This is a genomic window from Bradyrhizobium arachidis, from assembly GCF_015291705.1.
Lineage (GTDB): Bacteria > Pseudomonadota > Alphaproteobacteria > Rhizobiales > Xanthobacteraceae > Bradyrhizobium > Bradyrhizobium arachidis.
Map to the genome: position 1 here is coordinate 78,621 of NZ_CP030050.1, position 23,264 is coordinate 101,884.

Here is a 23,264-nt window from a genome sequence, read left to right on the forward strand (position 1 = left end):
TGGTAGCCGTGATAGCCTCCCCTTCAGCCGCAATCATAATGCGCCCGGTCGGGAGGATTTCATGAAGACCTATCAGCTCTACATCAACGGCCAATATGTCGACCCAGCCAATGGCGAGTGGTTCGACACGGTTGATCCTTATCAGGGCAAGCCCTGGGCAAAAATTCCCCGCGGATCGGCTGCCGACGCCGACAAGGCCGTGAAGGCGGCCAATGAGGCGATGTGGCGCGGCCCATGGGCGAAAATGAAGGCCTCCGCGCGTGGCAAGGTCATGCACAAGCTTGGCGACCTCGTTGCTGCAAACGCGGAACGTCTTGCCGAGATCGAGGTGCGTGACAACGGCAAGCTGATGGCCGAGATGCTGGGCCAGCTTCGCTACCATCCGGAATGGTGGTGGTACTTTGGCGGACTGGTCGACAAGCTGGAAGGCGGCCTCGTGCCGATCGACAAGGTCGACACCTTCGCCTACACGACGCATGAGCCTGTCGGCGTCGTCGCGGCGCTGACCGCCTGGAACTCACCGCTGCTCTTTGTCGCGTGGAAATGCGCCGCAGCACTCGCCGCCGGCTGCGCCGTCGTGGTCAAGCCGTCGGAATTCACCTCGGCCAGCACGCTGGAATTTGCGGCGCTGACGAAGGAAGCCGGTATTCCCGACGGCATCTTCAACGTCGTCACGGGCTTCGGCCCCGAGATCGGCAGCGAGCTGATCTCGCATCCCGGCGTCGCCAAGATCACCTTTACCGGCTCAGACACGACAGGCGCGCGGGTTTACGAGACCGCCGCACGCAGCCTGAAGCGTGTGTCGCTCGAGCTCGGCGGCAAGTCTCCCAACATCGTGTTCGAGGATGCCGATCTCGCCGCGGCAGCCGCCGGTGCCGTCTCCGGCATTTTTGCCGCGACTGGCCAGACCTGCATCGCCGGATCGCGCCTGCTCGTGCAACGCTCGATCAAGGACAAGTTCGTGGACCGCCTGCTGGAGCTCGCACGCTCGGCCAAGATCGGCAATCCAATGCAGGCTGACACCAACATCGGCCCCGTCACGACGCCCGCGCAGTACAAGAAGATCCTCGACTATATCGATATCGCCAAGGCCGAAGGGGCGCGCTGCCTGCTCGGCGGCAAGCCGGCTACGGGCGAAGGCATCATCGGCGGCCAGTTCGTCGAGCCGACGATCTTTACCGATGTCGACAATACGATGCGGATCGCGCGCGAGGAGGTGTTCGGCCCGGTGCTCTCGATCATCGCCTTCGACACCGAGGAAGACGCCATCCGCATCGCCAATGACACGATCTACGGTCTTGCGGCAGGCATCTGGACCCGCGACCTCGCGCGCGCCATCCGCGTGCCAAAGCAGCTGCGCGCCGGAACAGTGTGGGTGAACACCTATCGCGCCATCAGCTACATGATGCCATTCGGCGGCATGAAGCACTCCGGCGTCGGCCGCGAAAGCGGCATCGACGCAGTGCGCGAGTATCAGGAAACCAAGAGCGTCTGGATCTCGACCGCGACGGACGTGCCAGCCAATCCGTTCGTGATGCGGTAGCGAAACGCGATGTCGCGTCTTCACCTCTCCCGCTTGCGGGAGAGGGAGCCGACCTTCCGGGTGTTGGCTAGCCCAGTCTGAACCGGATCCCGCTCTTCGCGAGCCCACCCGAAATCCCAACTGGCGTGCCGTCCGCGCGCCAGCAGGCGGCGCCCGTCATGGTGCCGTCGTCATGGAAGGCGATGCCGTTCATGCCGCCGGCGACGGTTGCGACGGGTTGCACCTCGTGGCCGAGCGCGGCGAGCCCTAGACGCACGCTATCCGGCACGGTCTGCTCGACCTCCAGCGCATTGCCCTCAGTCCAGACCCGCGGCGCCTCGACGGCTTCCTGCAGGCTCATGTCGTGGTCGATCAGGTTGACCAGCGCCTGCATCGCGCTCGGGAAGATGCGCTTCCCGCCGGGCAGGCCGAGCGCATAGCGCAGCTTGCCGTCACGCAAGGCCATCATCGGTGACATCGAGGTGGTCACGCGCTTGCCTGGCGCGACCGACAGCGCATGGCCCGGACGCGGATCAAACAGGTTCATGTAGTTGTTGGCGATGGCGCCCAGGCCCGGGATCATGATCTTGGCACCGAACAGATTGTTGATGGTCTGCGTGGTCGCGACCACGTTGCCGAAGGCATCCGCCGCCGTCATATGCGTGGTATGCGCGCCTTCGAGCTGCGACACGCCGGCGCCCCAGGCCTGCGCCCGTGCCGGATCGATGGCGCGACGGCGCTCCTCGGCATAGGCCTTCGAGGTCAGCTTCTCCACGGGCACGCCGACATAGTCAGGATCGCCGCTGGCCGCGGCGCGGTCGGCGAAGGCGATCTTCAGCACTTCGGCGAGATAGTGGATGGTCTCGGGCGTGCCGAAGCCGAGACCGCCTATGTCGTAACCCTCCAAAATGTTCAGCATCTGCGTGATATGCACGCCGGAGGCCGCTGGCGGCGGCGGGCCAAGGATGGCCCAGCCGCGATAGTCGGCGCGGATCGGCTGCCGCTCGACGGTCTTGTAATTGCTGAGGTCGTTGCGGCGGATGAAGCCGCCGGTCGTCTCCATGTAGTCGACGAGAATGTCGCCGAGCGGCCCTTCGTACAGCGCCTTCTCGCCGTGATCGGCGATATATCGCAAGGTCTCGGCATATTCGGCCTGCACCACCCGCTCGCCGACCTTCAGCGGCTCGCCATCAGGCAGGTAGATCGCCGCGATCGGCTTGTCCTTGCGCATCTCGGCGGCGCTCTCGCTGATGCATTCGTGCAGATAAGGCGTCGCCGCATAGCCGCGCGCGGCATGCTTGATCGCCGGCTGCATGACATCGGCGAGCGGCATGGTGCCGAACCTTTGCAGCGTCTCGCACCAGGCCTTCAGCGAGCCCGGCACTGCGACCGCCTTCGGGCCGTTGAGGTTCTCGTTGCCGACAGTGTCGAAAACGTCGTGCGCCGAGCCCGGTTTGGAGGTGTAGGTGGTGTCGCGCACCGCGGCCGGCACGGTGCTCTGGCCGTCGATGAAGCGGTGGCTGCCGTCGGAGAGACGGATATGCGCCATACCGCCGCCGATGATGCCGACCATCATCGGCTCGACCACGGTCAGGGTGAACAGGGTCGCGATCGCGGCATCGATAGCGTTGCCGCCGGCCGCCAGCATCTCGGCGCCGGCACTGGAGGCCAGCGGGTGGTTGCTCACCACCATGCCGCGGCTCGAAACCGCCGGCATCTTCTGGCATTCAAAGGTAGTTGCCGTCCGGTCGCGCCAATTTCCGCCCATGCCGCCTGCCTTCTTGTTCACGGCGGCCAGCACATCACGCGCACAACGACGGGTCCAGTGATGGTACGGATTGGCTGGCATTCCCGATTCTGCCATCATCGTACCCGTTGATTCGGACATCCGCGGTCCCCTTTGGATCGGGCAGGGCACGTCCTGAGCGAGAAGAGCTCAGCATCGAGAAGCGATGCACGTTCGCGTGTGGCGTTACCCCAAAGACCCAGGCATTCCAAAGGATTGAACTTTCCATGCATACGATCGTACTGGCCACCCAAAAGGGCGGCAGTGGCAAGAGCACGCTCGCCATCGGCCTCGCGCTGGCAGCCAAGCAGGCCGGCTTCACCGTCCGCCTGATCGAGACCGACCCACAGGGCACGCTGTCCAACTGGCTGCGTCGCCGCAACACCGACGATGTCGTCGTCGAGCCGATCTATCACGCCGCCGATTACGAGCCGCGCCTGAAGATGCTGGCCGACAGCGGCCTCCAAGTCGCGATCGTCGACACCGCGGCCGGCCTGTCCGCCGTGACCACCGCCGCGATCCGCCATTCCGACCTCTGCCTGATCCCGTCCCGCCCGACCGTCGCCGACATCGAGGCGACCGTCTCGACGCTGAGCGTCGCGCGCGCCTGGAAGCGGCCCTACAGCTTCGTGCTGAACCAGACCCCGATCCGCGGCCAGCGCATCGACAATGCCGCGGTCGCGCTCGCCGAGGAGGCCGCGCTCGATCTCGCTGAGGTGCTCGCGCGTCCCCTGATCGTGATGCGCAACGACCACCAGGATTCGCTCGCCTCGGGCCTCGCCGTCAGCGAGTTCGCGCCGAACGGCAAGTCGGCGGACGAGATCCGCGGCCTCTGGCGCTGGATCGAGAACCGGCTCGAGCTCGAGGCCACGACCAACGTCCTCATCGACCAGGTCATCTTGGCCGCGAACGGCGTGTTGCACGTCGCCGCCGGGCTTGCGGCAGACGAGACCACGACACTGGCGTCCTGAGCGGGGCGATCGCTCGGGCGACAGGCGGGCTCCTCGCTATCCGGTGAAAGGCCCAAGCGACGAAGCAATTCGGCCACCAGCCCGGCCGGATTGCTTCGCTTCGCGGTTTTTGTCGAAAACAACCCCATGCACAGTAGAACCGCCTTCGACCGAATCATCTCGGTGACGGGGCGTAGATATTTGACTGCTCGGGCAAAACCGCCGTTCGGCGAACAACGACTTAGACTGCGTCAAATCTCGCCTGGCTTCGCCACTGGCGTCACGGACCTGCCACTCAGCCAAGCCTCCCGCCGCACGATCCATTTCTCCGACTTCGTCTGCCCGCCGTGATGGGCGAGCTCGATGAAGCCGACAAACTCCGCGCCGGTCTTCTGCTTGACCCGGCGCGAGGCCTTGTTGGTGGCAGCGTTGCAGACGTAGAAATGATCGAGGCCGAGCGTGAGGAATGCAAAATCGTTCACCGCGGTGATGGCCTCCGTCATCAGGCCGCGGCCCCAGTAGGGTTCAGCCAGCCAGAAGCCTCGATTGCCTTTGGCGCCGTCGGCACGGGGACGGAAATGAATGTTGCCGATCGCCTCGCTATCGCAGCCCTTCAGCACCAGCACCCAATGATTGATCTCCTCGCCGGCTGAAATCTTGCCGAGCTGCATCCTGACGAAGGTCTCCGCACCATCAGCCGGATACGGCCAGGGCACGACGGCAGCGAGATGCCGGATGATATTCCAATTGTCGAAATGGCGCTGGATCGCAGGCGCGTCGGATAGCGCCAGCGGACGCAGGATCAAGCGTTCGGTCTCGAGCTGCGGCGTCTGCATGGCCTGCTACTTCTGGCACTTCGGACACCAGAAGGTCGACCGGCCATTCTGGGTGAAACGCTTGACCGTGCCGCCGCAGCCGGGCGTCGTGCATTTCTCGCCCTCGCGGTCATAGACCTTGAAGGAGTGCTGGAAGTAACCGAGTTCGCCCGAGGTCTGGCGGTGATCGCGCAGCGACGATCCGCCGGCCTTGATGGCGTCGTTCAGCACGGTGTGAATCGCGCTGACGAGCCGCTTCGCGTGATCGGTCGGCTCGCCGCCGCCAGCGCCCTTGCGGCCCTTGGTCGCGAGCGTCGCGGCGATCCGGCGCGGCGACAGATGCGAGCGGTGCAGCGCTTCACAGACATAGATGTTGCCGAGACCCGCGACCACGCGCTGGTCGAGCAGCGCCGCTTTGAGGCTCGTGGTCTTGCCTTCGCACGACCGAGCCAGCATCGCGGCGTCGAATTCGTTGCCGAGCGGCTCGGGGCCGAGCCCGCGCAGCAGCGGCTCATCGTCGAGCGCGTTGCGCGCGATCACTTTCATGTAACCGAAGCGGCGCGGATCGTTGAAGACGATGTCGGCGCCGGAGGACATCCGAAACAGCACATGGTCGTGCGTGGAGTCCTTACCCCTCGGATAGTGAAACTCGCCGGGGGCCGCCTCGTTGTCCGGCTTGACGACGCGAAACGAGCCCGACATGCCCAGATGCATCAGCAGCACGTCGCCGGAGGCGAGATCGGCCATGAGATATTTTGCGCGGCGGCCGAGGCCCGTGACGACCTGCCCCTTGAGCCGGGCCACGAAGTCCGGCTGGAACGGAAAGCGCAGATCAGGCCGGCGGGCCTCCGCCTTGAGGATTTTTGCGCCTTCCATGACGGGCTGAAGGCCGCGGCGGACGGTCTCGACTTCGGGCAATTCAGGCATGGTCAGGCATTCACCTTATGAGGGCGGTGTGATAGCGCCATTGCGGCGGGCAGGCTATGGTCCGCCTCGTGGAGTAGAGTAATGGATCGGCCGGGCGAAACCACGCATTTTGGCTTCAGGGACGTTCCCCTGGGGGACAAGCAGACGCTGGTGAACGATGTGTTTCACAGCGTGGCGTCGCGCTATGATTTGATGAACGATTTGATGTCCGGTGGCCTGCACCGGGTCTGGAAGGACATCATGATCAACACCCTCAACCCACCCAAGGGCGACCGGCCGTTCGCGTTGCTCGACGTGGCCGGCGGCACCGGTGACATCTCGTTCCGCGCCGCCAAGGCGGCGGGCCCGGGCTTCCATGCCACCGTCTGCGACATCAATTCCGGGATGCTCGACGTCGGCCGTGAGCGCGCCGCCAAGCAACATCTCGATACCCAGGTCGATTTCGTCGAGGGCAATGCCGAGGCGCTCGCCTTCGCCGACCGCAGCTTCGATGCATATACGATCGCTTTCGGCATTCGCAACGTGCCGCGGATCGACCTTGCGCTGCGCGAGGCCTATCGCGTGCTCAGGCCCGGCAGCCGTTTCCTGTGCCTGGAATTCTCCACCGTCGAGGTGCCCGGGCTCGACCGGATCTACGACCTGTTCTCGTTCAAGGTGATCCCGCCGCTCGGCCGCATGGTCACCGGCGATGCCGAGTCCTATCAATATCTGGTCGAATCGATCCGCAAGTTTCCCAAGCCCAACGCCTTCGCCGACATGATCCGCGACGCCGGCTTCGCCCGCGTCAGCTGGCAGACATTGTCCGGCGGCATCGTCGCTCTGCATTCGGGCTGGCGTTTGTGATCTCTGCCTTTACCCACATTGCGCGCCTGATCCGCGCCGCGTTCGTATTTGCGCGCGAGGGCGTGTTCGGCTCGGTCGATCCCAGCCTGGTGCCGCCGCCCGGCCAGCTTGCGCTGAAGCTTGCGCGCATCGTCGAGCGGCGCGGCGTCAAGCAGGGCCCGCGGATCTCGCGCGCACTGACGCGGATGGGCCCGGCCTATCTCAAGCTCGGCCAGTTCCTGGCGACCCGCCCCGACGTGGTCGGCTTCAACATGGCGCGCGACCTGGAAAGCCTCCAGGACCGCCTGCCGCCGTTTCCGCAGGCGGAGGCGGAAGCTGCCATCGCGACGTCGCTGGAGCGGCCGCTCAAGGACGTGTTTGCCAGCTTCGGCCCGGCGGTCGCAGCCGCCTCGATCGCGCAAGTGCATCGCGGCGAGGTGCTGCGCGATGGCATTTGCAAGCCTGTCGCGGTCAAGGTGCTCAGGCCGCACGTGGCCGCGCGCTTCCGCCGCGACCTCTCCGACTTCTTCTTCGTCGCGCACAAGGCCGAGACCTATTCGGCCGAGGCGCGGCGCCTGCGTCTGATCGAGGTCATCAACACCATGTCGCGCTCGGTCGCGATGGAGATGGACCTGCGGCTCGAGGCTGCCGCGTTGTCCGAGATGGCGGAGAACACGCAGGACGATCCCGATTTCCGCGTGCCGACCGTCGACTGGGACCGCACCACGCACAACGTGCTGACCATGGAGTGGATCGACGGCATCGCGCTGAACGATCACAAGCGCCTGGAAGAGGCGCAGGTCGACCTGCCCGATCTCGGCCGCAAGGTGATCCAGAGCTTCCTGCGCCACGCGCTGCGCGACGGCTTCTTCCATGCCGACATGCATCCGGGCAATCTGTTCCTGGATGAGGCCGGCCGCCTGGTCGCGGTCGATTTCGGCATCATGGGCCGGCTCGGGATGAAGGAGCGGCGCTTCCTCGCCGAGATCCTGCTCGGTTTCATCACCCGCGATTATCGCCGCGTCGCCGAGGTGCATTTCGAGGCGGGCTACGTGCCCGCGCATCACTCGGTCGAGAATTTCGCGCAGGCGATCCGCGCCATCGGCGAGCCCATCCACAACCGCACCGCCGAGGAGATCTCGATGGCGCGGCTCTTGACGCTGCTGCTCGAGGTCACCGGCCTGTTCGACATGACGACGCGGCCCGAATTGATCCTGCTGCAGAAAACCATGGTGGTGGTCGAGGGCGTGGCGCGCGCCTTTGATCCCAAGCTCGACATCTGGAAGATCGCCGACCCCGTGGTGCGGGAATGGATCGAGCGTAACCTCGGTCCGATCGGCCGGGTGCAGGGCGCGCTCGCCGGCGGCGGCGACCTCGCCCGCGTGCTGATGCGCCTGCCCGACATCGCCCAGCGCTCGGTCGCGGTGCTCGAGCAGCTCGAGACCATGACGCGGGAGGGCATCCGGCTGTCGCCGGAGAGCATCGCCGCCATGGGCCGCAGCGAGGGCCGCAAGAACCGTTGGCGCACCGTGGCGCTCTGGATCATCGCCGCGACCTTCATCGGGATCCTGATCGCCGTCCGGAATCTGTGATTGCACTGCAATCACGTGGATGATAGCATCGCTATCATTCCGTGCTGGAGGGGCGTCATGGCAAGCCTGACCATCCGCAAGCTCGATGAGGGCGTCAAAACCTATTTGCGGCTGCGCTCGGCCAAGAACCGCAGATCGGTCGAGGAAGAGGTCCGCATCATCCTGGGCGAGCTGATCCAGGGCCACGAGGAGCCGCTGACGCCGATGGCCGCTCCCCCGGATCATGCGCCGGCTCCTGTCTCCCAGCGCACCGGCGCCGTTCCAGAGGCCAGCGTCACCCTGATCATCGGCGGCGGCATCGCGGCCTATAAATCGCTCGACCTGATCCGCAGGCTGAAGGAACGCCGCGTCGAGGTCCGCTGCGTGCTGACCAAGGCCGCGCAGCAATTCGTCACGCCGCTGGCGGTGAGCGCGCTCTCGCATGAGCGCGTCTATACCGACCTGTTCGATCCCCAGAGCGAGTTCGACGCCGGCCACATTCGTCTGGCGCGCGACTGCGATCTGATCGTGGTGGCGCCCGCGACGGCGGACCTCATCGCGAAGATGGCGAACGGCCATGCCGACGATCTCGCCAGCGCCATCCTGCTCGCGACCAACCGCAAGATTCTGCTGGCGCCGGCGATGAACCCGCTGATGTGGAACAACGCGGCGACGCGGCGCAACGTCGCGCAGGTGCAGCGCGACGGCGTGGTGCTGATCGGACCCAATTCCGGTGAGATGGCGGAAGCGGGCGAAGCCGGTGTCGGCCGCATGTCGGAAGCCATCGAGATCGCCACCGCCGCCGAGCGGCTGCTGCGGCCGCCGGTGCCGCGCCCGCTCGCCGGCAAGCGCGTGCTGATCACCGCGGGTCCGACGCATGAGCCGATCGATCCGGTGCGCTACATCGCCAACCGCTCCTCCGGCAAGCAGGGTTTTGCCATTGCCGCCGCAGCGCAGGCCGCGGGCGCCGAGGTGATCCTGGTCAGCGGCCCCGTCGATCTCGACGATCCCGCCGGTGTCACCGTCAAGCATGTCGAATCCGCCCGGCAGATGCTGGAGCAGGTGCAGGCCGCACTGCCCGCCGACATCGCGATCTTCGCGGCCGCCGTGGCTGACTGGCGCGTCGCCAATGAGGGCGAGCAGAAGCTGAAGAAGACCTCGGCCGGCATGCCGCCACTTCAGCTGGTCGAGAATCCCGACATCCTCGCCACGATCTCGAAACTGACCGACAAGCGCCCGCCGCTGGTGATCGGCTTTGCTGCCGAGACCGAGCATCTGATCGACAACGCCAAGTCGAAGCTCGCCCGCAAGGGCTGCGACTGGATCGTCGCCAACGACGTCTCGCCCGCAACCGGCGTGATGGGCGGCGACCGCAATACGGTCCACCTCATCAGCCGCAAGAATGGTGAGAAGGACGGCGAGATTGCTGTTGATTCCTGGCCGGTGATGACCAAGGAACAGGTCGCCATCGAACTGGTCGCGCATGTCGCAAAGAGCGTGACCGGCAAATCCCTGGAGTCCGCATCTTGAGCACGAAAGTCACGGTCGAACTGCAACGCCTCGCCCATGCCGAGGGCCTGCCGCTGCCGGCCTATCAGACCGCGGAGGCCGCCGGGCTCGATTTGATGGCTGCAGTTCCAGAGAGCGAGCCGCTGACGCTCGCGCCCGGCCAATATGCGCTGGTGCCGACGGGCCTTGCGATCGCATTGCCGCCCGGCTTTGAAGCCCAGGTGCGGCCGCGCTCGGGCCTTGCCGCCAAGCACGGCGTCACGGTGCTGAACTCGCCGGGCACGATCGATGCGGACTATCGCGGCGAGATCAAGGTGATCCTGATCAATCACGGCACCGCGCCGTTCGTGATCAAGCGCGGCGAGCGCATCGCGCAGATGGTGATCGCACCCGTGGTGCAGGCCGCGCTGGTTCCGGTGGCGACATTGTCGGCGACCGATCGCGGCGCCGGCGGTTTTGGTTCGACTGGGCGCTGACGCAGCCCGCGAGCTGGCTTCACCTCCCCCGCAAGCGGGGAAGGCGGCGCAGCTTCATCGGGGCAGGCAATCCGCGTGACGCGCTAACCCACGGCAATCCCAAACGAATCACCCGCAGGATGACGCGAGCCTGGAACCTCGCGCCCCGCATTTTTTTGGGGCCGCCTTTGCGTTCACGATCTGGACTCTTACCGCTGGAGTCGCGGTGGGGGTATTGTCGTTTGATTCGCGTGCGGCGGGGGTCGCTGCGCGCAAATCCGTGCGGTCTTGGGGCAACTATGTCAGGCGTGATCGTGTCGATGCGTCGGACGCTGCTGTCGTGCACATCGTTGGCGCGCAACAGCTTGTTGGGAGGCGCTCTCGCAGCGCTGCTGCCGGCTGCGCCGGCCGAGGCCGCCGACCTCATCGACACCCTCTCCACATTGCTGGATTTCAACCGGCAGGAACTCGCAGTGCTCGCCACTGCGCTGGCTCTGCTCGGCTTCTCGGTGATGGCCGCGATCTTGTTGATGCGCACGCGCGTGCGCACGGCGGACAACGAGGCGCGGCTGCTCGCGCGGATCGGCGAACTCCAGCTCCAGGCCGACCGCTATGGCGCGCTGCTGTTCGCCGAACCGCAGATCATGATCTCGTGGCCGGCCGGCGACAACCGCGCCCAGATTACCGGCGACATCTCGATGGTGATGCCGCGCGATTCCTCGCCGCAGCGCGTGCTGGCGTTCGGAACCTGGCTGCCGCCGGAACCCGCGCTGCAGATGGACCACGCGGTCGATGCGCTGCGCGAGCGCGGCGACGGGTTCCAGCTGACGCTGACCACCGCGCATGGCCACACCCTCGAGGCCATCGGCCGCGCCATCGGCGGCCAGGCCATTGTCAGGATTCGCGAACTGTCCGGACTGCGGCGCGATCTGGCCGAGACCCATCTGCGCTACAAGGCGCTCTCGGACGAGACCGAGATGCTGCGCGGCTTCGCCGCCGCCGCGCCCTGGCCGATCTGGGCCAAGGCCGCGAACGGTGCGTTGACCTACGCCAACCCGGCCTATGTCCGTGCGACCGAGGCCGCCAGCATCGCCGATGCCCATGAGCGCAAGCTCGAGCTGCTCGACAGCGCCGACCGCACCGCGATGGAGCGGGGACTGAAGGACGCCGCCAGCTTCACCTCGCGGCTGCCGATCGTCGTCAGTGGCGAGCGGCGCATGTACGACGTGCGCGCGGTCAATGTCGGCAGCAACAGTGTCGGGGTCGCGATCGACGCCAGCGAAGCGGATGCGCTGAGCTCGGCGCTGGTGCGGATGGCCGAGGCGCATCGCCGCACACTCGACCAGCTCTCCTCTGGCGTTGCCGTGTTCGACGGCCATCGGCGCCTTGCCTTCTACAACGATTCCTATCGACGGCTATGGGACCTCGACCGCACCTTCCTCGACGCCAACCCCGACGATTCCAGCGTGCTCGACCAGCTCCGCGCTGCGCGCAAATTGCAGGAGCAGCCGGATTTCCGCGCCTGGAAGGCCAAGCTGCACGAGGCCTATCGCGCGGTCGAGGCGACCCATGACACCTGGTATTTGCCGAACGGCCGCGCGCTCTCCGTCGTCACGACGCCGAATCCGGAAGGCGGCGTCACCTATCTGTTCGACGACGTCACCGAAAGCCTCGACCTCGCCCGCCGCTTCGACGGCCTGATCCGGGTCCAGCGTGAGACACTCGACAGTCTCGCCGAGGGCGTCGCGGTGTTCGGCAGCAACGGCAAGGCCCAGCTGTTCAACCCGGCCTTTGTCCGGATGTGGAAGCTCTCCAGCGACGCGATGCGCGACGAGCCCCACATCCAGACCGTCGAAGGCTGGTGCCATCAGCTGTTCGACGACGCCGTGGTCTGGCGGCAGATCCGCGAGGCCATTACCTCGATCGAGAACCGCGGCGATGTGCCGCTGAAGCTGGAGCGCAAGGACGGCAGCGTGCTCGACGGCATGATCCGCCCGCTGCATGACGGCGCCACCATGCTGACGTTCCAGGACATCACCGACACCGAGAATGTCGAGCGTGCGCTGCGCGAGCGCAACGAGGCGCTGGAGGCCGCCGACCAGATGAAGGTGGATTTCGTCCACCACGTCTCCTACGAGCTGCGCTCGCCGCTCACCACCATCATCGGCTTCGCGCATTTCCTCAGCGATCCCTCGACCGGGCCGCTGACGCCGAAACAGGCCGAATATCTCGACTACGTCACCAAATCGACCAACGCGCTGCTGGCGCTCACCAACAACATCCTCGATCTCGCCACCATCGATGCCGGCGCGATGAAGCTGGAACTCGGGCCGGTCGACGTCAGCAAGACCATCGAGCTCGCCGCGGAAGGTATCCAGGACCGGCTCGCCACCGACCGCATCCGCCTCAAGGTCGAGATCGCGCCCGATATCGGCAGCTTCGTCGGCGACGAGAAGCGCGTGGTGCAGGTGCTCTATAACCTCCTCGCCAACGCCGTCGGGTTTTCTCCACAAGATTCCACCGTCGGCATCAGTGCGCGGCGCACCGAGCGCAGCGTGGTCTTCACCGTGACAGATTCCGGGCCCGGAATACCCGCCGACATGAAGGACAAGGTGTTCAACTGGTTCGAAAGCCGCTCGCAGGGCTCGCGTCACCGCGGCGCCGGACTCGGCCTGTCGCTGGTGCGCTCCTTCGTCGAGCTGCATGGCGGCAAGGTGCGGGTGGATTCGATCGTCGGCCGGGGCACGGTCGTGATCTGCGATTTCCCGACCGACCAGGCGGCGCATCGCGACGCCGCCGAATGATCGCGCCAACCACATTCTCCGTCGCGCTTCACAACGAGACGGCCACCGCGCAACTGATGGCCGATCTCGCGCTGCTGGTCGGCCCGGGCGACGTCATCACGCTCACCGGTGACCTCGGTGCCGGCAAGACCGCAGCCGCCCGCAGCCTGATCCGTTATCTCGCCGGCGACGACGAGCTGGAAGTGCCGAGCCCGACCTTCACGCTGGTGCAGGGCTACGAGCTGCCGCCCTTCCCGGTGATGCATGCCGATCTCTACCGCGTCGAGGACGAGAGCGAGCTCGAGGAGATCGGCCTGTCGCCGCTCCCCGATGCGACGCTGGTGCTGATCGAATGGCCGGAGCGTGCGCCATCGGCGATGCCGGAAGACCGCATCGACATCGCGCTGACGCATCGGCCGGCGCTCGGCCCGAATGCGCGCGCGGCCGACATCACCGGCTATGGCAAGGCTGCCGCCACTGTTGCGCGGCTGCAGACGCTGCGGGAATTCCTCGATGCGTCAGGTTACATCGACGCAGGCCGCAAGCGCATGGCGGGTGACGCCTCCACCCGCTCCTATGCGCGGCTGCTGCGCGATGACGAGATCGTCATCCTCATGAATTCTCCGCAGCGGCCTGATGGCGCGGCACTCTACAACGGAAAGTCCTACAGCGCCGCGGTGCATCTCGCCGAGAACGTCAGGCCGTTCGTCGCGATCGACGAAGCCCTGCGCGCGCAAGGAATTTCGGCGCCGGCGATCCATCATGCCGATCTCGACCACGGCTTCCTGATCACCGAGGATTTCGGCAGCGAAGGCGTGATCGAAGGCGATCCGCCGCGACCGATCGCCGAACGCTACGAGGCCGCGACCGACGCGCTCGCCATGCTGCACGGCAAGACGCTGCCGGAGACATTGCCGCTGGCGGATCAGACCTATGCCATTCCCGTCTTCGACGCCGAGGCGCTGCTGATCGAGATCGGCTTGATGCCGGAATGGTATCTGCCCGACCGCAACGCGCCGCTGAGCGCGGAGACGCGCGACGAATTTTTCGCGATGTGGCGCGAGCTTTTGAAGAAGCCGATGGCTGCGCCGAGAACCTGGATCATCCGCGACTATCATTCGCCCAATCTGATTTGGCTCGCGGACCGCGCCGGCATCGCGCGTGTCGGCGTGATCGATTTCCAGGATACCGTGCTCGGACCGCAATCCTATGACGTGGTCTCGCTGCTGCAGGATGCCCGCATCGACGTGCCCGAGAATATCGAGCTCACGCTGCTGTCGCGCTACATCAAGGCGCGCCGCGCCGAGGATGCAGGCTTCGACGCGGCAGGCTTTGCCGAGCTCTACGCCATCATGTCGGCGCAGCGGAACACGCGCCTGCTCGGCACCTTCGCCCGGCTCAACCGCCGCGACGGTAAGCCGCATTATCTGCGCCATCAGCCGCGGATCTGGACCTATCTCCAGCGCTCCCTCGCGCATCCGGCGCTCAGCTCCTTGCGCGACTGGTATCTCGCCAACGTGCCGCCGCCGGTAGCCCAGACTGGAACCTGATTTACCGCCTGTTAGCCATCGCATCGGTATCATCGCCCGCAGTCAGCCGGAGAATTACGGGGCTGGAGCAAGGGCAGATGGCGGTGAAGACGGACCAGCGCGGCAACAGCCGGGTTGTTTTCGAACGCGGGATTCCGGCCCAGATGATGGGGATCGACGGGACCTGGCGACGCGACTGCACCATGGAGGACGTCTCCGAGAGCGGCGCCAAGCTGACCATCGACGGCTCGGTCGAAGGACTCCACCTGAAAGAATTTTTCCTGCTGCTGTCGTCAACCGGACTCGCGTACCGGCGCTGCGAGCTGGCCTGGGTCAATGGCGACCAGATCGGCGTCAATTTCCTGAAGCTTGGCGACAAGAAGAAAAAGGCGCGTTCCACATCTGTTGGGGCGTGAAGGCAACACTCGTCGTACAACCGTCACGGCGGCTGGTTAAGGCGGATGAGATGCGGTGCGGCCGGTTGCGGTCCGTGCTAGGATTGCTGCGAACGCGAAATCGACAGGTCAGAGAAAGAAGATCCGAGAAAGCAATTGATGTCCGTCAAACCGACCAAAGCCATGGTGCTCGCCGCAGGGTTCGGCCTGCGCATGCGTCCGTTGACGGATAAGATGCCAAAGCCCCTGGTGCGGGTGGCGGGCCAGCCGCTGCTCGACCATGTGCTCGACAAGCTCGGTCAGGCCGGCGTCACCGATGCCGTGGTCAACGTGCACTATCTGCCGGACCAGATCATCGACCACACCGCATCCCGCAAACATCCGCGCGTGACCATCTCGGACGAGCGCGACCAGGTGCTCGGCACCGGCGGCGGCGTGGTCAAGGCGCTGCCGCTGCTCGGCGATGCGCCGTTCTTCCACGTCAACTCCGACACGCTGTGGATCGACGGCGTGCGCTCCAACCTGGCGCGGCTTGCTGAAAACTTCGATCCCGCGCGGATGGATATCCTGCTGCTGATGGCGCCGACCGCGACCAGCATCGGCTATAGCGGCCGCGGCGATTACGGCATGACGCCCGACGGTGCCCTGCGCAAGCGCAAGGAAAAAGAGATCGTTCCGTTCGTCTACGCCGGCGCTGCGATCCTGTCGCCGGCGATCTTCACTGACGCGCCGCAAGGCGAGTTCTCGCTGACCAAGATGTTCGACCGTGCCAATGAGCAGGAGCGCCTGTTCGGCCTGCGCCTCGATGGCGTCTGGATGCATGTCGGCACGCCGGATGCGGTGCATGCCGCGGAAGAGGCGTTTTTGGAGAGCGTGGCGTAAGGGCCCCCTCGCACACAGTGCCGTAGGGTGGGCAAAGCGAAGCGTGCCCACCATTCAACCTGAGAAACTCGATGAGAGACACGTGGGCACGGCGCTGTCGCGCCTTTGCCCACCCTACGGCACCTGTCCTGGTCGAACAGCGGGGACGACTCGCTCCCAGCCCATGACCGTTCGCGCCCGCCTCCCTATATTGCCGTGATCTCCGAATCAGGCAGCCCATGCGCGTCGTCAGCGTTCCCCTCTCAGTTCCATTCCTGCGCACGGTCGTCTCGAGCCTGCTCGACGGCCGGCTGGTCGATGGATTCGAGGCGCGCAAGGAACCGGCGCGGCTGACCGACGTCACGCTGTATTTGCCGACACGACGCGCCATGCGCGTTGTCCGCGAGATCTTCCTCGACGAGATGAAGGCCGATGCCGTGGTGCTGCCGCGCATCGTCGCGCTCGGTGACATCGACGAGGACGAGCTCGCTTTCGCCGACGAAGGCGAGCAGTTTTCGGGCCTGGCGCCGCTCGACATTCCGCCGCGGCTCGGCGAGCTGGAACGGCGGCTGACACTGGCGCAGCTCGTCGCGGCGTGGGCCAAGGGCCCGGTGCTGTCGCCGCTGGTTGTCGGCGGGCCCGCCTCGACGCTGGCGCTGGCCGGCGATCTCGCGCGGCTGATCGACGATATTGTCACGCGCGGCGTCGACTGGAGCGCGCTCGACGGGCTCGTGCCTGACATGCTCGACCGCTACTGGCAGCATTCGCTCGAATTTTTGCGCATCGCCCGCATCGCCTGGCCTGGGCATCTGGCCGAGATCAACCGCATCGAGCCCGCGGCGCGGCGCGACCTCTTGATCGCTGCCGAAGCAAGGCGCCTGACCGCACATCCTCATGGCCCCGTCATTGCGGCCGGTTCGACCGGCTCGATGCCCGCCACCGCAAAATTCCTGCATGCGGTCGCTTCGCTGCCGCATGGCGCGGTCGTGCTGCCGGGCCTCGACACCGATCTCGACGACGACGCCTGGCGCACCATCGGCGGCGTGCGCGATTCGCTCGGCAAGTTCGCCGAGCATCCGGCCTCGAACCATCCACAATATGCCATGCACGCGCTGCTGGATCGCTTCGGCATCAAGCGCAGCGACGTCGAGATCCTCCAGCCGCCGGCGGACGGCGGCCGCGATCTGCTCGCCTCCGAATCGATGCGGCCGTCGGCCAAGACGGAGGTCTGGCACGATCGGCTAAAGCAACCGGATGTCGCCGCGAAGATCGCTGGCGGCATGAAAAATCTCGCGGTGGTCGAAGCCCCCAATCCCGAGATGGAAGCGCTCGCGATCGCCATTGCGATGCGCGAGGCGCGGCATCTCGATAAGTCCGCAGCGCTGGTGACGCCGGATCGCGCGCTGGCGCGGCGGGTCATGGCGGCACTGACGCGATGGAATCTCGATTTCGACGATTCCGGCGGCGACGTGCTGATGGAAACCTCCGCCGGCGTCTTTGCACGCCTGGTGGCGGAAGCCGCGACCAAGGGACTGGAACCGCCGACGCTGCTGGCGATGCTGAAACATCCGCTGTGCCGGCTCGGCCGCGCGCCCAGCGCGTGGAAGATGGCGATCGAGGGCCTTGAGCTCGCGGTGCTGCGCGGCACGCGCCCGCCTGCGGGCACGGGCGGCCTCTTGCGCGAGTTCAATCGCTTTCGCGACGAGCTGACAAAGCTGTGGCGTAGCGAGCTCTCCGCACTCCACAAGGCCGAGCCGCGCGCACGTCTCAAGGCCGAAGACCTCGATCGTATCCAGACGCTGATCGACACCTTGCAGAAGGCCTTGGCGCCGATCGAGAGCCTCGCATCGTCAAAGCCATTCGACTTTGCCGAGCTCGCGCACCGGCATCGCGAGATCATGATCGAGCTATCGCGCGACGAGCAGGGCATTCCGCTCGCCTTCGAGGAGCGCGAAGGCCTCGCACTCGCTTCCGCCTTCGACGATCTGCTGCGCGGCGGCACCACCAGCGGACTGATGGTGACGCTGCCTGATTATGCCGACGTGTTCCAGACCGCGTTCAGCGATCGCGCGGTGCGGCGGCGCGACAAGCCCGGCGCGCGCTTGCAGATCTATGGCCCGCTGGAATCGCGCCTGATGCAGGCCGACCGCATTATCGTCGGCGGGCTGATCGAAGGCGTCTGGCCGCCCGCGCCGCGGATCGATCCCTGGCTGAGCCGGCCGATGCGGCATGAGCTGGGCCTCGATCTGCCGGAACGCCGCATCGGCCTCTCCGCGCACGACTTCGCGCAACTGCTCGGCGGCGACGAGGTGATCCTCACCCATTCCGCCAAGGCGGGCGGCGCGCCGGCGGTAGCCTCGCGTTTCCTGCATCGGCTCGAAGCAGTCGCGGGTGACGAGCTCTGGAAGGCTGCCATCCGCGCCGGCGAGAAGTACGTGCAGTTCGCGGGCGCGCTCGACCAGCCCGCCGAGGTCAGGCCGATCAAGCAGCCCGAGCCGCGGCCACCGCGCGCGACGCGGCCGCTGAGCATGTCGGTGACCGCGATCGAGGACTGGCTGCGCGATCCCTACACGATCTATGCAAAATACATCCTGCGGCTCGATGCGCTCGATCCCGTCGACATGCCGCTCTCGGCCGCCGACCGCGGCTCGGCAATCCATGATGCGATCGGCGAGTTCACGGAGCAATATACGACGCGCCTGCCCGACGACCCCGCCCGCGTGTTGCGCGCGATCGGCGAAAAGCATTTTGCGCCGCTGATGGAGCGGCCTGAAGCGCGGGCGCTGTGGTGGCCGCGTTTCCAGCGCATCGCGCGCTGGTTCGGCGAATGGGAGACCGCGCGGCGCGATGCGATCGAGGCGATCACGGCGGAGACGCGCGGTGAGATCTCGATCACGCTCGACAACAACCGCAGCTTCCGCCTCTCCGCCCGCGCCGATCGCATCGAGCGGCACCAGGGCGGCGGCTATGCCATCCTCGACTACAAGACCGGCCAGCCGCCGACCGGCAAGCAGGTCCGCATGGGCCTGTCACCGCAGCTCACGCTGGAGGCCGCGATCCTGCGCGAGGGCGGTTTCCCCGAGATCGACGCCGGTTCGTCCGTGAGCCAGCTCGTCTATGTGCGCCTGAGCGGCAACAATCCGCCCGGGGAGGAGCGCATCCTCGAGCTCAAATACAAGCCGGGTGACGAGCCGCAGCCGCCGGACACCGCAGCTGCGGAAGCGCGGGCCAAGCTGGAGGCGCTGATCCGCGCCTTCGAGGACGAGAACCAGCCCTACACCTCGCTGAACCTGCCGATGTGGACCAACCGTTACGGCGCCTATGACGATCTCGCCCGGATCAAGGAATGGTCCGCGGCCGGCGGCCTGGGGATCGAGGAATGGTAAAGCTGCCTCGCCCCATTCCCGACGAGGTGCGCGCGCGCCAGGCGCGTGCGTCCGATCCGACCGCGTCCGCGTTCGTGTCGGCCAATGCCGGTTCGGGCAAGACGCATGTGCTGGTGCAGCGCGTGATCCGTCTGTTGCTGTCGGGCGTGCCACCGGAAAAGATCCTCTGCATCACCTTCACCAAGGCCGCCGCCGCCAACATGGCCGAGCGCGTGTTCACCACGCTTGGTCATTGGGTGACGCTCGACGATACCGGCCTCGATGCCGCGATCCGCGCCGTCGGCATCCCCCACCCCGATCGCAAATTGCGGCGCGACGCGCGAAAACTGTTTGCCTGCGCGCTGGAGACGCCGGGCGGATTGAAGGTGCAGACCATCCACGCGCTGTGCACCCGCCTGCTGCAGCAGTTTCCATTCGAGGCCAACGTGCCGGCACGCTTCGCCGTGATCGACGAGCGCGACCAGACCGACATGATGGAGCGCGCCAACCTGAAGGTGCTGCTGGAGGCCGCACGCGATCCGGAAACCGTCACCGGCCGCGCGCTGCTGACGGCGATGGCCAGCGCCGCCGACGTCACCTTCAAGGAGGTCGTCCGCGAGGCGTGCCTGAGCCGCGACCATTTCATGGCCTGGACCGACGAGGCCGGCAACGCTGAAGCCGCTTCCGCGCAGATGGCGGCGGTTCTTGGCGTCGATGCCAGCGACCGCATCGAGGACGTCGAGACGGAGATTCTCGACGGCCCGTTCCTGCCGCGCTCGCGCTGGGACGATATCGCCTTTGCGCTGGAGGATGGCAGCAAGTCCGACAACGACCAGGCCAGCCGCCTCCGCGAGGCAAAAGTGTTCTCCGGCGCGGCGCAGGTCGATGCCTATCTCTGCGTCTTCCTCACCGACGAGAAGCTGTCGCGCAAGGCGGTGCTGACCAAGAAGTTCGGTGAGCACAATCCGTCCGTCGCGCGCCTGTTCGAGAACGAGGCGCAGCGCCTCGCTGGACTGATCGAGAAGCGCCGCGCGGTGACCATGCGCGACCGCACCGCGGCGCTCCTGCATATCGCGACTGCCGCCGCGGCAAACTACCGCCGCGAGAAGCAGGAACGCGGCCTGCTCGACTACGACGACCTCATCGACAAGACGCTGGCGATGCTGAACCGCGTCTCCTCGGGCTGGGTGCACTACAAGCTCGACCGCGGCGTCGATCATGTCCTGATCGACGAGGCCCAGGACACCAGCCCGCGGCAATGGGACATCGTCGCGCACATCATCTCGGAGTTCACGGCCGGCGAAGGCGCGCGCGAGGGACTGAACCGCACGGTCTTCGCCGTCGGCGACGAGAAGCAGTCGATCTTCTCGTTCCAGGGGGCTGACCCACACGAATTCGATACGCGCAAGCGGGAGCTAGGCCGCAGATTCACCGCTGCAGGGCTGAAGTTCGATCCAGTCGCCTTCACCTATTCGTTCCGCTCGGGCGCCGCGATCCTGCACTCGGTCGATCACGTCTTCCGCGAGCCCCAGATCTACAAGAGCATCCATTCGGTCGACATTGGCCAGCCTCTGCACAATTCGCTCGCCGACGCCGGACCCAGCGTGATCGAGCTGTGGGACCTTGCGGAGGCCGACGACCGGCAGGAGATCGAGGGCTGGCGCGCGCCGTTCGATGGCGTTGCCGCCACTAGCCCCGAAGTCAAGCTCGCGCGCCGCATCCAGACCGAGATCAAGCGGCTGGTCGAGAGCGGCACGCTGACCGGGCACGCAGGCGAGCGCCGTCCCTTGCGTTACGGCGACATGCTGATCCTGGTGCGTCGGCGCGGCAACGCGTTCGATGCGGTGATCCAGGCGCTGAAGCACGCTGGTGTCCCGGTCGCCGGCGCCGACCGGCTCAAGCTCACCGAGCACATCGGCATCATCGACCTGATGAATCTTGCCGACGCGCTGCTGCTGCCGCAGGACGATCTCGCGCTCGCGGTCGCGCTGAAGAGCCCACTGTTCGGGCTCGACGACGACGATTTGTTTCAGCTCGCCCATGGCCGCAAGGGATCGCTGCGCCGCGCGCTCGGCGAGCATGCGGCCGGAAGCGAGAAGTTCACGACGGTGCTGCGGCGCCTGGAAGCCTGCGAAATCCGTGCCCGCGAGGAGACGCCGTTCGCCTTCTACGCCTGGCTGCTCGGCGGCGACGGCGGGCGCGCGCGCATCCTGCGCCGGCTCGGCCATGAGGCCAACGACGCGCTCGACGAATTCCTGGAGCTGGCGCTGAACTATGAGCGCAAGGCGCCGGCCTCGCTGCAGGGTTTTATGGCCTGGCTGCGCTCGGCCGACACCGAGGTGAAGCGCGACATGGAGATTTCGCGGGACGAGGTGCGGGTGATGACCGTGCACGGCGCCAAGGGCCTCGAGGCCTCGGTCGTGTTCATGGTCGACACCACGTCGTCGCCCGCGGACTCGCAGCGGGTCCGGCTGATCCACGTGCCGCGCGGCAATGGCGGCGAGGTCGTGGTCTGGGCTGGGCGCAAGGCAGACGATCCCAAGCCCGTCGCAGACGCGCGCAAGGCGATGCTGGAAGAAACCGAGGACGAATATCGCCGCCTGCTCTATGTCGCGATGACGCGCGCGGCCGACCGGCTGATCGTCGGCGGATGCATGCCCGGCAACATGCGGACGGTGCGGAAGCTGAGCTGGTACGACCTGATCGACACCGGGCTCACCGGCTCGGGTCTTGCCAAGGAGACAGTCGAGACGCCGCTCGGCAAGGTGACCCGATTCGCGCGGCCGGAGGATGTCGCTGCGCTCGGCACGCCGGCGACGACCGTGGACCAATCGATCGCATTGCCGGATTGGCTGCGGACACCGGCGCCGAGCGAAACCGCCGACGACGATCCCGTGCGCCCCTCCGGCCAGTCGGCCGAGGAGGGCCGCTCGGTGCGATCAGGCGAATCGGTCCAGTCCCGCGCGCTGGCATTGCAGCGCGGCACGCTGGTGCACCGGCTGCTGCAATCCCTGCCCGACGTTGCCACCGAGCGCCGGCGCGAGGCCGCGCTCGGCTTCATGGCGCGCAACGCCTCGGACTGGACGGAGGGCGATCGCATCGCGCTCGCCGACAAGGTGCTCGCCTTGATCGCCGAGCCGCGCTTCGCCCCAGTCTTCGCCGCCGGCAGCCGGGCGGAGGTTGCCATCGTCGGCAAGCTCGAACGGCCGGGCCGGCCGCCGGCGCTGGTGTCGGGCCAGATCGACAGGCTGGTCGTGCGTCCGGATGAGGTTCTGATCGTCGATTTCAAGACCAACCAGGCCGCGCCCAAGAGCGCGGCTGAGGCGCCGGCGGCCTATGTCCGGCAGCTTGCCCTTTACCGGGCGGTGCTGGCCCGGCTTTATCCCCAAAAGCCCATCCGCGCCGTCCTGCTCTGGACCGAGGCCCTTGAATATATGGAGATTTCGGCCCCCGCGCTGGACGCGGCGCTGGCATCCCTTCATCTCGGTGTGAGCGTCCTTGACCCGGCAAGGGGCCGTTCATAGGTTGACGCCATGATCCCGGGCGCGATTCCCATCCGCGCCGATTCTTTCAACCGAGTGAGGTACTCCAATGGCCGTTAGCAAGGTTTCCGACGCCGATTTCGAAGCCGAAGTGCTCAAGGCGAACGGCCCCGTGGTCGTCGATTTCTGGGCCGAATGGTGCGGCCCCTGCCGCATGATCGCCCCCGCCCTCGACGAGATCGCCGGCGCGATGGGCGACAAGGTCAAGATCGTGAAGCTCAATGTCGACGAGAGCCCGAAGACCGCGTCCAAGTACGGCGTGATGTCGATCCCGACCCTGATGATCTTCAAGGGCGGCGAGATGGCCTCCCGCCAGGTCGGCGCGGCGCCGAAGGCGAAGCTGCAGCAGTGGATCACCTCCGCGGTCTGATCCACCTGAGTTGCTATTATTTTCGACAACGGCCGGCGAAATGCCGGCCGTTTGCGTTGACG

At 66.3% G+C, this 23,264-nt stretch carries 16 protein-coding genes; 13 read left to right on the forward strand and 3 right to left on the reverse strand.

What is annotated here, in order from left to right; all coding sequences use genetic code 11:
• The first annotated feature begins 61 nt into the window (after positions 1-61).
• Positions 62-1,543, forward strand: coding sequence for an aldehyde dehydrogenase (locus WN72_RS00350; protein ID WP_092211749.1), 1,482 nt, complete (start codon positions 62-64; stop codon positions 1,541-1,543).
• Between the two features lie 67 nt (positions 1,544-1,610).
• On the opposite strand, the gene ggt is transcribed toward WN72_RS00350, so the two are convergent.
• On the reverse strand, positions 1,611-3,290 hold the full coding sequence (gene ggt, locus WN72_RS00355; RefSeq protein ID WP_092212369.1) for a gamma-glutamyltransferase: 1,680 nt from the start codon (positions 3,288-3,290) through the stop codon (positions 1,611-1,613).
• Positions 3,291-3,535: 245 nt separating this feature from the next.
• Here ggt and WN72_RS00360 point away from each other — a divergent pair, with 245 nt between their 5' ends.
• Complete coding sequence (locus WN72_RS00360) at positions 3,536-4,279, forward strand: ParA family protein (protein ID WP_027563896.1); 744 nt, start codon at positions 3,536-3,538, stop codon at positions 4,277-4,279.
• A gap of 230 nt (positions 4,280-4,509) precedes the next feature.
• Here the strand turns inward: WN72_RS00360 and WN72_RS00365 are convergent, their stop codons facing one another.
• Both WN72_RS00365 and mutM read right to left on the reverse strand, forming a co-directional pair.
• On the reverse strand, positions 4,510-5,094 hold the full coding sequence (locus WN72_RS00365) for a GNAT family N-acetyltransferase (protein WP_092211747.1): 585 nt from the start codon (positions 5,092-5,094) through the stop codon (positions 4,510-4,512).
• A 6-nt stretch (positions 5,095-5,100) separates the two neighbouring features.
• The gene (mutM, locus tag WN72_RS00370) at positions 5,101-6,000 is read right to left on the reverse strand and encodes a bifunctional DNA-formamidopyrimidine glycosylase/DNA-(apurinic or apyrimidinic site) lyase (protein ID WP_092211744.1); all 900 of its coding nucleotides are present in this window, start codon (positions 5,998-6,000) and stop codon (positions 5,101-5,103) included.
• A gap of 81 nt (positions 6,001-6,081) precedes the next feature.
• Here mutM and ubiE point away from each other — a divergent pair, with 81 nt between their 5' ends.
• The 11 genes from ubiE (at position 6,082) to trxA (ending at position 23,202) form a co-directional block, all read left to right on the forward strand.
• Positions 6,082-6,843, forward strand: coding sequence for a bifunctional demethylmenaquinone methyltransferase/2-methoxy-6-polyprenyl-1,4-benzoquinol methylase UbiE (ubiE, locus tag WN72_RS00375; RefSeq protein WP_027563893.1), 762 nt, complete (start codon positions 6,082-6,084; stop codon positions 6,841-6,843).
• Complete coding sequence (gene ubiB / locus WN72_RS00380) at positions 6,840-8,414, forward strand: 2-polyprenylphenol 6-hydroxylase (RefSeq protein WP_027563892.1); 1,575 nt, start codon at positions 6,840-6,842, stop codon at positions 8,412-8,414. The genes ubiE and ubiB overlap by 4 nt, the downstream gene beginning before the upstream one ends.
• A 57-nt stretch (positions 8,415-8,471) precedes the next feature.
• Positions 8,472-9,923, forward strand: a complete 1,452-nt coding sequence (coaBC, locus tag WN72_RS00385; protein WP_027563891.1) for a bifunctional phosphopantothenoylcysteine decarboxylase/phosphopantothenate--cysteine ligase CoaBC — start codon at positions 8,472-8,474, stop codon at positions 9,921-9,923.
• Complete coding sequence (dut, locus tag WN72_RS00390; RefSeq protein ID WP_027563890.1) at positions 9,920-10,378, forward strand: dUTP diphosphatase; 459 nt, start codon at positions 9,920-9,922, stop codon at positions 10,376-10,378. Before coaBC ends, dut begins: the two co-directional genes overlap by 4 nt.
• Before the next feature lie 278 nt (positions 10,379-10,656).
• Positions 10,657-13,161 (forward strand): sensor histidine kinase, encoded by a 2,505-nt coding sequence (locus WN72_RS00395; RefSeq protein ID WP_167380557.1) that lies wholly within the window; start codon positions 10,657-10,659, stop codon positions 13,159-13,161.
• Positions 13,158-14,690 carry a tRNA (adenosine(37)-N6)-threonylcarbamoyltransferase complex ATPase subunit type 1 TsaE gene (gene tsaE, locus WN72_RS00400; protein WP_092211742.1) on the forward strand — a complete coding sequence of 511 codons (1,533 nt, stop codon included), beginning with the start codon at positions 13,158-13,160 and terminating at the stop codon, positions 14,688-14,690. Before WN72_RS00395 ends, tsaE begins: the two co-directional genes overlap by 4 nt.
• A 77-nt stretch (positions 14,691-14,767) precedes the next feature.
• Positions 14,768-15,085: a PilZ domain-containing protein gene (locus tag WN72_RS00405; protein ID WP_027563887.1), complete on the forward strand. Its 318-nt coding sequence runs from the start codon at positions 14,768-14,770 to the stop codon at positions 15,083-15,085.
• Positions 15,086-15,223: 138 nt separating this feature from the next.
• Positions 15,224-15,946 carry a nucleotidyltransferase family protein gene (locus WN72_RS00410; protein WP_092211740.1) on the forward strand — a complete coding sequence of 241 codons (723 nt, stop codon included), beginning with the start codon at positions 15,224-15,226 and terminating at the stop codon, positions 15,944-15,946.
• A 218-nt stretch (positions 15,947-16,164) separates the two neighbouring features.
• A complete protein-coding gene (addB, locus tag WN72_RS00415; protein ID WP_092211738.1) occupies positions 16,165-19,311 on the forward strand; it encodes a double-strand break repair protein AddB in 3,147 nt (1,048 codons plus the stop codon).
• Positions 19,305-22,814 carry a double-strand break repair helicase AddA gene (addA, locus tag WN72_RS00420; protein WP_167380556.1) on the forward strand — a complete coding sequence of 1,170 codons (3,510 nt, stop codon included), beginning with the start codon at positions 19,305-19,307 and terminating at the stop codon, positions 22,812-22,814. Before addB ends, addA begins: the two co-directional genes overlap by 7 nt.
• Before the next feature lie 67 nt (positions 22,815-22,881).
• Positions 22,882-23,202, forward strand: coding sequence for a thioredoxin (gene trxA / locus WN72_RS00425; RefSeq protein WP_008540017.1), 321 nt, complete (start codon positions 22,882-22,884; stop codon positions 23,200-23,202).
• The last annotated feature ends 62 nt before the right edge of the window (positions 23,203-23,264 follow it).

Coding starts and splice junctions, on each gene's coding strand:
- WN72_RS00350 (WP_092211749.1), top strand. CDS start 62: ATGAAGACCTATCAGCTCTACATCAACGGCCAATATGTCGACCCAGCC.
- ggt (WP_092212369.1), bottom strand. CDS start 3,290: ATGGGCGGAAATTGGCGCGACCGGACGGCAACTACCTTTGAATGCCAG.
- WN72_RS00360 (WP_027563896.1), top strand. CDS start 3,536: ATGCATACGATCGTACTGGCCACCCAAAAGGGCGGCAGTGGCAAGAGC.
- WN72_RS00365 (WP_092211747.1), bottom strand. CDS start 5,094: ATGCAGACGCCGCAGCTCGAGACCGAACGCTTGATCCTGCGTCCGCTG.
- mutM (WP_092211744.1), bottom strand. CDS start 6,000: ATGCCTGAATTGCCCGAAGTCGAGACCGTCCGCCGCGGCCTTCAGCCC.
- ubiE (WP_027563893.1), top strand. CDS start 6,082: ATGGATCGGCCGGGCGAAACCACGCATTTTGGCTTCAGGGACGTTCCC.
- coaBC (WP_027563891.1), top strand. CDS start 8,472: ATGGCAAGCCTGACCATCCGCAAGCTCGATGAGGGCGTCAAAACCTAT.
- WN72_RS00395 (WP_167380557.1), top strand. CDS start 10,657: ATGTCAGGCGTGATCGTGTCGATGCGTCGGACGCTGCTGTCGTGCACA.
- tsaE (WP_092211742.1), top strand. CDS start 13,158: ATGATCGCGCCAACCACATTCTCCGTCGCGCTTCACAACGAGACGGCC.
- WN72_RS00405 (WP_027563887.1), top strand. CDS start 14,768: ATGGCGGTGAAGACGGACCAGCGCGGCAACAGCCGGGTTGTTTTCGAA.
- WN72_RS00410 (WP_092211740.1), top strand. CDS start 15,224: ATGTCCGTCAAACCGACCAAAGCCATGGTGCTCGCCGCAGGGTTCGGC.
- addB (WP_092211738.1), top strand. CDS start 16,165: ATGCGCGTCGTCAGCGTTCCCCTCTCAGTTCCATTCCTGCGCACGGTC.
- addA (WP_167380556.1), top strand. CDS start 19,305: ATGGTAAAGCTGCCTCGCCCCATTCCCGACGAGGTGCGCGCGCGCCAG.
- trxA (WP_008540017.1), top strand. CDS start 22,882: ATGGCCGTTAGCAAGGTTTCCGACGCCGATTTCGAAGCCGAAGTGCTC.